Below are 9,803 nucleotides of genomic sequence, written 5' to 3'. Positions count from 1 at the left end.
CCCCCAGCCCCTGCCCCCCCAAAACACCCTGGGCAAGACCGTGCGGGAGCTCTTCACCGAGCTGGAGTTTGACCGCTACGACGACCTAAACATCCTAGCCCGCTCCATCCAAGAGATGACCAGCGACCTTTCCGAGGTGCGCGCCGCCCTGAGCGAGCAGATTAAGGCCTTCCGCCAAGAAACCGAGGGGTTCGGCAACCTGGTGCAGGCCCTGCGAAGCGAGGTGAGCCGGGCCCGCCTGGTGCCCATCGGGCGCTTCTACCAGCGCCTGGCCCGGCAGGTGCAGCAGATTGCAGGCCCCAAACAGGTAGAGGTGCGCTTCCAGGGAGAGGCGGTGGAGGTGGACTCGGTGGTCCTAGACGGCCTCTCCGAGGCGTTCATCCACCTGGTCAACAACGCCCTCATGCACGGTATAGAAAGCCCCGAGGAACGGCTGGCCCGGGGCAAGGGGCCCAAAGGCCTCCTGACCCTGAGGGCCTACGCCCAGCGCAACACCCTGGTGGTAGAGGTGAGCGACGATGGGCGGGGCATCAACCTAGAGGCCCTCAAGCAAAAGGCGGTGGAAAAAGGGCTGCGCACCCGGGCCGAGGTGGAGGCCCTGGGCCCCGAAGAAGCCCTGGAGCTAATGTTCATCCCCGGACTCTCCACTGCCGAAAGCCCAAGCGACGTGGCCGGGCGCGGGGTGGGCATGGACGTGGTGGCCAGCACGGTGCGGCGTCTGCGGGGGGAGCTGAGCGTGGAAACCCGGGAGGGCCTGGGCACCACTTTCCGGCTGCGCATCCCCCAGAACCTGGTGGTCGCCGACCTACTCTTGCTCGAGGTAGGCGGACAAAAGCTGGCCCTACCGCGCGAGAGCCTCCTCACCCTGCTCAGCGCGCCTCGCGACCAGCTCGAGCTGGTCTACGAGGACCAGCCGGTCCCCATTCTTCCCCTGGCCCCCCTCCTGGGCCTGACCGAGGTGGAAGTCCCGGAGGAGTACGCGCTGGCCTTGGTGGAAGGACGGGGTGGGCGGTGGGTCGCCCTGGCCGCCGACCGGTTCATCGGCCTCGAGCAGGCCCTGGTCAAACCCCTGGGGGCTCCCCTTTCTGAGCTCGCTCACCTGATGGGGGCCACCCTATCGCCCAGCGGCGAGGTCATCCTGGTGCTGAGCCCCAGCGGGCTGCTCTCCTTCGCCACTTCCGCCCCTAGCCCCGCTCGAGCCGAGGCCAAACCCCCCCACCGCCTCCCTGTGCTGCTGGTAGACGACTCCCTCTCGGTGCGGAAGGTGGTGGCCCAGATGCTGCGCAAAGCTGGCTACGCGGTGGTCACTGCCGCCGACGGACAAGAAGCCCTGGAGCTGCTAGAACAGCAGCCCTTCCAGGCCATCGTCACCGACCTCGAGATGCCCCGACTGTCGGGTTTTGAGCTGCTGGAAGAGGTACGCCGCCGCCCTCACCTGGCCCACCTACCGGTGGCCGTACTGACCACCCGGGCCTCCCCCAAGCACCGCGACCTGGCCTTGGAGCTGGGGGCCAACGCGTACCTGACCAAACCCGCTGACCAGGTAGAATTGGAGCGTTTCTTGCGGGCCAACTAGCCCCCAAAGGAGCTTTATGAAGGCCCTGATCCTGACCAGCCAACCCACCCAAGGCGCTTCGCTCAAGGAGAGCTTCGCCCTGTCGGGGTTTGAGGCGCGGATTGAGGACAGCGCCCTCTACGCCATGACCCTGCTGGAGCGCAATCATCCCGATGTCATCGTGAGCGCCCCTACCCTCAGCGACCTGAGCGGCCTCGAGTTCTTTGAGCTGGTCCGCTCCGACCCCCAGCTCGCCCTGGTGCCCTTCATCCTGCTCTCCGATACACCCCCCGCCCAGACCGGCGAGTTTGACCTGGTGCTGCCCACCCACACCCCGGCCGCGGAGGTGGTCCGCAGCGCCTACCGGCTTATCCTGGAGCTCACCCGCAAGACCCACGGCGCTGAGGCCAGCAACGCCGGCATCCAGGGCTACTTGGGGGACATGAACCTCTTTGAACTGGCCCAGTGGCTGGCCAAATCGGCCAAAACCGGGCGGCTGCGGCTGGACATCGGTGGGGAAAGGGCTACTTGGCTCTTCAGCAAGGGCCAGCTTGTCCACGCTGAGTACGGCGAAAAAACCGGGGAAGACGCGGTCTTGCACCTGCTTCTGAAGGCCGAGAAGGTCAAGCAAGGCCGCTTTCAATTTGAACCCCTAAGCGAGGCCGACTTCTTCTTAGAACCCATCACCATCCGCAAAAGCACCGACCAGCTCCTCCTTTCCCTGGCTGTGGAGATAGACCACCGGCAGCAGGGCCTGCACTAAAACCGGCTGTGCCCGTAATGGTTACACATCACCGCCCCAACCTCAGTTAGCCCCTACCATTGGCTTAGCTATGCAAGGAGCAAGAGTCTTAGTCGTGGACGACAGCACCAGCGTGCGCAAGGTGCTGGAGCGCCTACTCTCCACCCGCGGCCTCAGCGTCACCACCAGCGAAACAGCCGAACAGGGCCTGGAGGCCATCCACCGCAACGCTCCCCACCTGGTCATCGCCGATGTGGTCATGCCGGGAATGAGCGGATTTGAGCTCTGCCAAAGGCTAAAGAGCGACCAGGCCACCCAGGACGTGCCGGTCATCCTTATCTCCGGCATCATCAACGACGGCGTCATCGCCCAAGCCCGTCAGGCCGGGGCCTTTGACGTGGTCTCCAAGCCCTTCACCCCCGACGACCTCTTCCCCAAGGTTGAGCGGGCCCTTAAAGCGAGCCGCCCCATACCCCCTTCCTCCGTTGAGGCATCCGAAGAGCCCCAACCCCTGCCCCCTCCACAGCCTGCGGAAACCCCAGACCGACTGCAGGAGGAACTCAAACCCTTCCTGGACAAGCCCGAGGTGGAATCCGCCCTGGTCATCGGGCCTGGGGGCCAACTACGGGCTCGAGCCGGCCAGCCCTTTGAAGAGCCCGAACTGCTGGCCACCTACCTGCACACCCTGCTTTCCATCGCGGGGGTGCTGGGGGAAAAATACCAGCTTGCCGCGGTCCAGACCATGGCCCTAGAGTACCTCGGGAAAACCCTCCTGCTCAGCCGCATCAACCCCCGCTTCACCCTTGTGCTCACGCTGCGCGGCACCGTGGGCACCGGGGTGGTCCGCTACCTGGTGCTCAAGCAGATGCCCCAGCTCAGGGCGGCTTTGGAGGACCAGGCTACTTTGGCTTAGCCCCGCTGGGAGCCAAGGCCTCCCAGCAAGCCAAGGCCCGCAGCACCGCGTTCCGCTCGTTCTGGTGGGCCAGCCGCCGCAAGGCCTCGCGCACCGGCACCCAGTCCACCCCGTCCACCTCCTCCTTCTGAGGACGGGGCAGGCCGGCCACGTACCCCATTAGGAAGTGGTGCACCTCCTTGGTCACGGTGGTCTGAACCCCATCGTCGCGCACGGTGAAGTGGTAGCGAATGCTGCCCAAAGGGGCCAGCACCTTCGCCCGGATACCGGTCTCCTCCCAAACCTCGCGCACGGCGGTCTGTGGGTAGCGTTCCCCCGGCTCCACCTGTCCTTTGGGCAGGCTCCAAACCCGCCCGTCCTTGATGGCGATGAGCAAGACCTCTAGGCCTCTACCCCCAGAGCGCTCGCGCAGCACCACCCCCCCCGCCGAGGTAACCCGGCGGCGGGATTGTGGCGCGGCGTTCCGGCGTATGCCGCGCTTGGGTCGGCGGCGGTGTGTTCCGACTGAATAACGCATATTTGTTCTTTCGGGTGCCCCGCAGTGGGCTCTTCCCTAAGTGTACACGGATTTCCGGAGGTTGTCGTGCACAAAAGCACAGAGGCCATCGCAACGTAGCCCCATGTTCTGCTTGGGGCCATCGGCTATCCTGGGGCAGATGTACAAGAACCTCCAAGCCTTCATCGCTGACCTCGAGCGAACCGGAGAACTGGTGCGGGTGCGCGAGGCGGTCTCCTGTGAGCTGGAAATCACCGAAATTGCCGACCGGATGGTCAAGGCAGGGGGACCCGCCTTGTTGTTTGAAAGGGTAGAAGGGCGCAAATTCCCTGTCTTCATCGGTGGTTTCGGCACCGCGGAGCGCACCGCGCGGGCCATGGGGGTCCGAAACCTGGACGAGCTGGCCACCCGGGTAGGGAACCTGCTCCAGCTCAATCCCGGCGGGGGGGGTCTAAAAGCTGCCCTAACCCTGCTGCCCAAGCTGGGCCAGCTCAAGGGCTTCTTCCCCCGAAGGGTGCGGGGCGGGCCGGTGCAGGAGGTGGTGCTGCGCGGCGATGCGGTGGACCTTTTCCAGCTTCCCATCCTTAAGTGCTGGCCCTTGGACGGGGGGCCTTACATCACCCTGCCGCTGGTCATCACCAAAGACCCCGAGACCGGGGAGCTCAACCTAGGCATGTACCGCATGCAGGTGCTGGACCAAAGGAGCACCGCCATGCACTGGCAGCTTCACAAGGTGGGGCGGCGGCACTACGAGAAGGCCAAGAGGCTAGGGCAGCGGCTCGAGGTCGCGGTGGCCCTGGGCGGTGACCCCATCCTGACCTACGCCGCCACCGCCCCGGTGCCTCCAATCCCCGGGGTCAACGAGTTCAACCTGGCCGGGTTCCTAAGGGGAAAACCAGTTGAGCTGACCCGCGGCGTGACCGTAGACCTACCCGTCCCCGCCGAGGCCGAGTTTGTCTTGGAGGGCTATGTGGACCCCACCGAAGAACTGGTGCTGGAGGGGCCCTTTGGCGACCACACTGGCTTCTACACCCTGGAGGACTTTTACCCTCGCTTCCACGTTACCGCCATCACCCACCGCAAAAATCCGGTCTATCCGGCCACCATCGTGGGGCGCCCCCCCATGGAGGACGCCTACCTCATAGAGGCCTCCGAGCGCCTCTTCCTCCCCGCGGCCCAGCTCATCCTCCCGGAGATTCGGGACTACCACATGCCTCCCCCCGGCGTAGCCCACAACTGGGTCAACGTGGCGATAGAAAAGGCCTACCCCGGCCAGGCCTACAAAGTGGCCAACGGGCTTTTGGGCCTAGGCCAGATGATGTTCGCCAAGGTGCTGGTGGTGCTGGACGCCGGAGCCCCCCTCAAGGGCCCGGCCTCCCTTCAAGCCGCCCTACAACACGCCCTGCCGGGGCGGGACACCCTCATCTCCCGCGGGCCCATAGACGTCCTGGACCACAGCAGCCGGGCCATGGGCTACGGGGGCAAGCTCATCCTGGACGGGACCCGCAAGCTGCCTGAGGAGGGGAGGGGACTGCCCTTTGTGCCGCAGGCTCACCGCCAGCTCCCCGAGCTGCCCGGCGTACGCCAAGCCCAGCTTCCCGGTATCTGGATGGCCACCTTTGAGAAAGCCCGCCCCCACCAGGCTCGAGCCGTAGCGGAAAGGCTCCTGAACACCCCCCAAAGCAGGGGCATCCGGCTGCTGCTGCTAACCGACGCCGATACCCACCTGGACTTTGACGAGGTCATGTGGGCGGTGCTCAACAACATAGACCCCGAGCGGGACGCTTGGGTGATGGAGGGAGTAGAGGGACCAGTGCTGGTGCTGGACGGCACCCGAAAGCTGCCTGAGGAGGGTTTTGAGCGCCCCTGGCCCCCCAAAATTGCCATGGCCCCAGAGGTTGTGCGGCGGGTGGACGAGCGCTGGGCCAGCTTGGGCCTCCCCCCCCTACCACCCAAAGTGGCAAGAACTCCCTGAGAAACCCCCTTTCCCAAAGGCACTGGGCCCCCACCCCTTTACCGGCGGCACAATCCAAAGAAGGCCGGGGTGTTAGGATTGCCCCGATGACGGGCAACCGCTACATCCCCCCCCTGCGCGACCCGCGGCTGGCCCCCATTGTGGACAAGGTGGAAGCCAGCAAGCGTCTGAGCTTTGAGGAGGGTCTGCTCCTCTACCAAACCCCCGACTACCCCACCCTGATGTGGCTGGCCAACCGGGTGCGGGAGCGAAAGCACGGGCACAAAACCTACTTCGTGCACTCGCTTAGGCTCGAGTTTACCAACATCTGCTACGTGGGCTGCACCTTCTGCGCCTTCGCCGCCCGTAAGAACGACCCCCGAGCCTGGGACTACGATGTGGAGGAGGTGGTGGCCAAGGTACGGGAAAAGTGGGAACCGGGCCTCACCGAGCTGCACATGTCCAGCGGCCATCACCCCACCCGTCCTTGGAGCTACTACCCGGCCATGGTGCGGGCCCTAAAGGAAAACTTCCCCGGGCTCCAAATCAAGGCCTTCACCGCGGCTGAGATAGAGCACCTGTCCAGGATCAGTAAAAAGCCGACCCTCGAGGTTCTGCGGGAGCTCAAGGAGGCTGGCCTGGCCGCCCTGCCGGGCGGGGGCGCGGAAATTTTTGCCGAGCGGGTCCGCAAACAAATAGCCAAGAACAAGGTCAAGGCCGAGAAGTGGCTGCAAATCCACCGCGAGGCCCACGGCCTGGGCCTCCGCACCAACGCCACCATGCTCTACGGCCACATCGAAACCCTGGAAGAGCGGCTGGACCACATGGACCGGCTGCGTAGGCTACAGGACGAAACGGGCGGCTTCTACAGCTTCATTCCCTTGGCCTTCCAGCCCGACGCCAACGCGCTGGCCTTCAACCTGGGCAAGACCGAGTTCACCACCGGCCTAGACGACCTGCGCAACCTGGCCGTGGCCCGGCTCTACCTGGATAACTTTGACCACATCAAGGGCTACTGGGTGATGATCTCCTCCGAGCTCGTGCAGGTCTCGCTTGACTGGGGTGTTTCGGACATTGACGGCACCATCATCGAGGAGCACATCGCCCACGCCGCTGGGGCCACCAGCCCGCTGGGGCTTTCCAGGCAGAAGATGGTGGAACTCATCCGGGCCGCTGGCCGGATTCCGGTGGAGCGCGACGCCCTTTACAACGAGCTGCGGGTTTACGAAGCAAAGCCCGCCCCAAGCCTCCAGGGACAAAGGCCCGGTGGGGCCAGCACCCTTCGGATATGAGCTACGTCCTCGGAATTCCCCGCTACGCCAATGTGGCCCCGCTGTACCACTTCTTGGAGGAAGGCGACGGCATCGCCTTCCGCTACGGGGTGCCCACCCAGCTCAACCAGTGGCTCCTGGAAGGCTCGGTGGACCTAAGCCTGGTGTCCTCGTACTTCTACCTGAAAAACGCCGACCGGCTCAGGCCCCTGCCCGACTTCAGCATCGCCGACCTAGGGCCGGTCTACTCGGTCAACCTCTTCCACCGGAAGCCCTGGGAGGCCCTAAGGCGCCTGGCCATCACCACCGAGAGCGCCACCTCGGTAGAGCTCCTGCGCTACCTGCTAAGAGCCGATGGCGTGAGGGCCGAACTCTTCCCAGAACAGGGGGGTCTGGAGCTACTGGAGCGCTACGATGGGGTTCTGCTCATAGGCGACCGGGCCATTACCACCTACTGCAGCCTGCTTTCGGTCATCCCTGAGTCGGTACACCAGGTACCCAGCGAGCTCGAGGGCGTCCGCATCACCGACCTCTCCATGAAGTGGTTTGAACGCACCCGTCTGCCCTTCGTGTTCGCGGTCTGGACCACCCGAAAAAACGCCCCTCCTCCACCGGAAATCGTGCGCAGGCTGCGCCAGGCCCGCTCCTTGGGGCTTGGCAACCTGGCTGCGGTGGCCGGGAGTGAGGCCCAGCGCTTAGGGGTTCCCGAAAGGCTCATGCAGCACTACCTGTGGAACTTCCGCTACCACCTGGAGGTCCCCGACCGCTTGGGCCTACAGGCCTTCGCCCAGGCAGTGGGGCTGCCCTATCCCAACGACTACTGGGATGTCTAAGCTTAGCCTTCGCGGTAGAAGCGGCTGCGCAGGTAGTAGTCGGTGTAGAGCAGTTTCAGAAAAGCCGTCAGGGGCACCGCCAGCAAGGCCCCGCCCAGGCCCATGAGCGAGGCGCCAATTAGGACTGCGGCAATACCGGTCACCGGGTGCAGGCTGGTGGTTCGGCCCATGATAATTGGCCAGATAAACCCCGAAATCTGGTTGCAAAGCCAAAGGGCAAAGGCCACCACCCCAAAGGCCAGCCACCCCAAGGGCAGGGCCAGCACCAGGGCCGGAATGGCCGAGATAATCACCCCAAGCACCGGTACAAAGCTAAAAACAAAGGCCAAAAAGCCCAGCACCGTGGCCTGGGTAAGCACCTCCAGGCCAAACCCCTGGAAAGCTCCAAAAGATAGGTACATCGCCAGCGCGACCACCCACCCATTGGCCACCGCGCCTAGGATTGTACCCCGCACATACCCGCCAAAGGCCAGGTCGGCCTTTCGGGCCAGCTCCTTGGCCGTGGGCTGAAAGGGCTCAGGGATAACCTTGAAAATAGCCGCGCCCACCCGGGGCAGGTCGTAAAGCAGGTAAATGGAGAGGGTGATTACGGTGAGGAGCTGAAAAGCGCCCCCCAGCAGGAAAGAAAAAAAGCCCAGCAGGTTGCCCCCCCGGGCCAGCACCCCCTGCAGGGCCTGGAGGAGAAGCTGGGTGAAGGCTGCAAGCAGGTCCTGCAGGTTCAAGGTGGCCTGGGTCAGGGCCTCGAGCAGCACCGGGGGTAGTTCCACCTGACCTATCTGGTCGGGCAGGCCCTGCACCCAGCTCACCAACGGCTGCAGCAGGCGGGGCAGGCCAGCAGCCAGCTGGGCTAGCTGGCCCACCATGCTGGCCAAAAGCACGGTGGAAAAGGCCAGGATGAGGAGCATCCCCACGAAGACCACCGCCACCCCCAAGGCCCGGCCCAGGCCACGGGCCTCAAACCAAGCCACCACCGGGCTCACCACGTATGAAAACACAAAAGCCGCCGCCACGATGCCAAGCGCCCCACGAGCCCCGTTCACCACCCAACTCAGGACAGCGAAGCCCAGGACCATCAACGCCAAATAGGCCAGAAACCGCATCCAGGGGTTCTGCCAGGCCCACTCCAGCGTCTCCCGCATGGCTCATCCCTCGAGGTAAAAGCGGCTTTTTTGATAGAACTCCACGTAAAGCAATTTCAAAAACGCCACCAGGGGCACCGCCAGCAAAGCCCCGGCCAGGCCGTAGAGGCTCGAGCCTATCAGCAAAGCAGCAATCACACTCACCGGATGCAGGCTGGTGGCCTGGCCCAGGATGCGGGGGCCCAGCAGGTGGGCTTCCACCTGGTTGGCCAGCACCACCACCACCAGCACCGCCAGCACCTGCGGCCACCCCCCAGCACTCAAGGCGAGCAGGACCGCAGGCACCGTGGAAACGATGACCCCCACATAAGGGATTATGTTGAACACCCCGGCCAGAAACCCCAAAGCCCCCGCCATTGGCACCCCAAACACCCAAAACCCCACCGCCACCAAAATCCCCACGCAGGCCGCCACCACAATCTGCCCCCGGAGGTAGCCCCCCACCGCGCGATCCAACTTGACCGCCAGGTCAAGGGCCAGCGGCTGGTAGGGAAGGGGGATGGCCGCGAGGAGGGTGCTTGAGATTTTAGGCAGATCGTAAAGCAGGTAAATAGAGATGATGAGGGCGGCGAAAAACTGCAGTACCCCCCCCACCAAAGAGGCCAGAAACCCCACCAGGCTTCCCCCTTGCCTCAGCAAGGCCTGTAGGGCTTGCAGAAGGGTCTGGGTGAATCCCTGCAGGAGGGTCTGGAGGCTTTGGGCCACCTGGGAAAAAACCCCCTCTAGGGCTGGGGGAACCTCAATCTGGCCCACCCGGGAAGGCAGATTGTCAATCCAGACCAACCAGGGCTGCAGCAACCGGGGCAGCTCTGCGCTAAAGCGGGCCAGCACAGCCACCATGTCGGCGATTAGGTAGGAGGAAAGCCCCAGAAAAAGCCCTACCCCCAGGTACACCAGGCC

Annotated in this window: 9 protein-coding genes; 6 read left to right on the top strand and 3 right to left on the bottom strand. The window is 64.4% G+C overall.

All coding sequences use genetic code 11. The features are described from left to right. The 3 genes from Mlute_RS12465 to Mlute_RS12455 form a co-directional block, all read left to right on the top strand. On the top strand, nucleotides 1-1,576 hold a 1,576-nt coding region (locus Mlute_RS12465; protein WP_147371087.1), incomplete at its 5' end, for a hybrid sensor histidine kinase/response regulator. A gap of 16 nt (nucleotides 1,577-1,592) precedes the next feature. Further along, nucleotides 1,593-2,318, top strand: coding sequence for a DUF4388 domain-containing protein (locus Mlute_RS12460; RefSeq protein ID WP_119360945.1), 726 nt, complete (start codon nucleotides 1,593-1,595; stop codon nucleotides 2,316-2,318). A gap of 70 nt (nucleotides 2,319-2,388) precedes the next feature. Beyond that, a complete protein-coding gene (locus tag Mlute_RS12455; RefSeq protein WP_119360944.1) occupies nucleotides 2,389-3,210 on the top strand; it encodes a response regulator in 822 nt (273 codons plus the stop codon). On the opposite strand, the gene Mlute_RS12450 is transcribed toward Mlute_RS12455, so the two are convergent. Continuing rightward, entirely contained in the window at nucleotides 3,197-3,727 is a 531-nt protein-coding gene (locus Mlute_RS12450) for an NUDIX hydrolase (protein WP_119360943.1), read from the bottom strand. The two genes, Mlute_RS12455 and Mlute_RS12450, sit on opposite strands and share 14 nt — an antisense overlap. Before the next feature lie 139 nt (nucleotides 3,728-3,866). Between Mlute_RS12450 and Mlute_RS12445 the strand changes: the two genes are divergently transcribed. The 3 genes from Mlute_RS12445 (at nucleotide 3,867) to Mlute_RS12435 (ending at nucleotide 7,764) form a co-directional block, all read left to right on the top strand. Then, nucleotides 3,867-5,681 (top strand): menaquinone biosynthesis decarboxylase, encoded by a 1,815-nt coding sequence (locus Mlute_RS12445; protein ID WP_119360942.1) that lies wholly within the window; start codon nucleotides 3,867-3,869, stop codon nucleotides 5,679-5,681. A gap of 104 nt (nucleotides 5,682-5,785) precedes the next feature. Continuing rightward, a complete protein-coding gene (gene mqnE / locus Mlute_RS12440; protein ID WP_119360946.1) occupies nucleotides 5,786-6,952 on the top strand; it encodes an aminofutalosine synthase MqnE in 1,167 nt (388 codons plus the stop codon). After that, nucleotides 6,949-7,764, top strand: a complete 816-nt coding sequence (locus Mlute_RS12435) for a menaquinone biosynthetic enzyme MqnA/MqnD family protein (RefSeq protein ID WP_119360941.1) — start codon at nucleotides 6,949-6,951, stop codon at nucleotides 7,762-7,764. The genes mqnE and Mlute_RS12435 overlap by 4 nt, the downstream gene beginning before the upstream one ends. 2 nt (nucleotides 7,765-7,766) lie before the next feature. Here Mlute_RS12435 and Mlute_RS12430 read toward each other — a convergent pair whose 3' ends face one another. Beyond that, nucleotides 7,767-8,903 carry an AI-2E family transporter gene (locus Mlute_RS12430; RefSeq protein ID WP_119360940.1) on the bottom strand — a complete coding sequence of 379 codons (1,137 nt, stop codon included), beginning with the start codon at nucleotides 8,901-8,903 and terminating at the stop codon, nucleotides 7,767-7,769. Nucleotides 8,904-8,906: 3 nt separating this feature from the next. Further along, nucleotides 8,907-9,803: AI-2E family transporter (locus Mlute_RS12425; protein ID WP_147371086.1), on the bottom strand; the 897-nt coding region annotated here is incomplete at its 5' end.

The organism is Meiothermus luteus, from assembly GCF_003574085.1.
Lineage (GTDB): Bacteria > Deinococcota > Deinococci > Deinococcales > Thermaceae > Meiothermus > Meiothermus luteus.
This window is presented reverse-complemented; position numbering and strand designations above follow the sequence as displayed.

What these genes read in the sequence shown, in the direction of transcription:
- Mlute_RS12460 (WP_119360945.1), top strand. Translation starts at nt 1,593, where the DNA reads ATGAAGGCCCTGATCCTGACCAGCCAACCCACCCAAGGCGCTTCGCTC.
- Mlute_RS12455 (WP_119360944.1), top strand. Translation starts at nt 2,389, where the DNA reads ATGCAAGGAGCAAGAGTCTTAGTCGTGGACGACAGCACCAGCGTGCGC.
- Mlute_RS12450 (WP_119360943.1), bottom strand. Translation starts at nt 3,727, where the DNA reads ATGCGTTATTCAGTCGGAACACACCGCCGCCGACCCAAGCGCGGCATA.
- Mlute_RS12445 (WP_119360942.1), top strand. Translation starts at nt 3,867, where the DNA reads ATGTACAAGAACCTCCAAGCCTTCATCGCTGACCTCGAGCGAACCGGA.
- Mlute_RS12435 (WP_119360941.1), top strand. Translation starts at nt 6,949, where the DNA reads ATGAGCTACGTCCTCGGAATTCCCCGCTACGCCAATGTGGCCCCGCTG.
- Mlute_RS12430 (WP_119360940.1), bottom strand. Translation starts at nt 8,903, where the DNA reads ATGCGGGAGACGCTGGAGTGGGCCTGGCAGAACCCCTGGATGCGGTTT.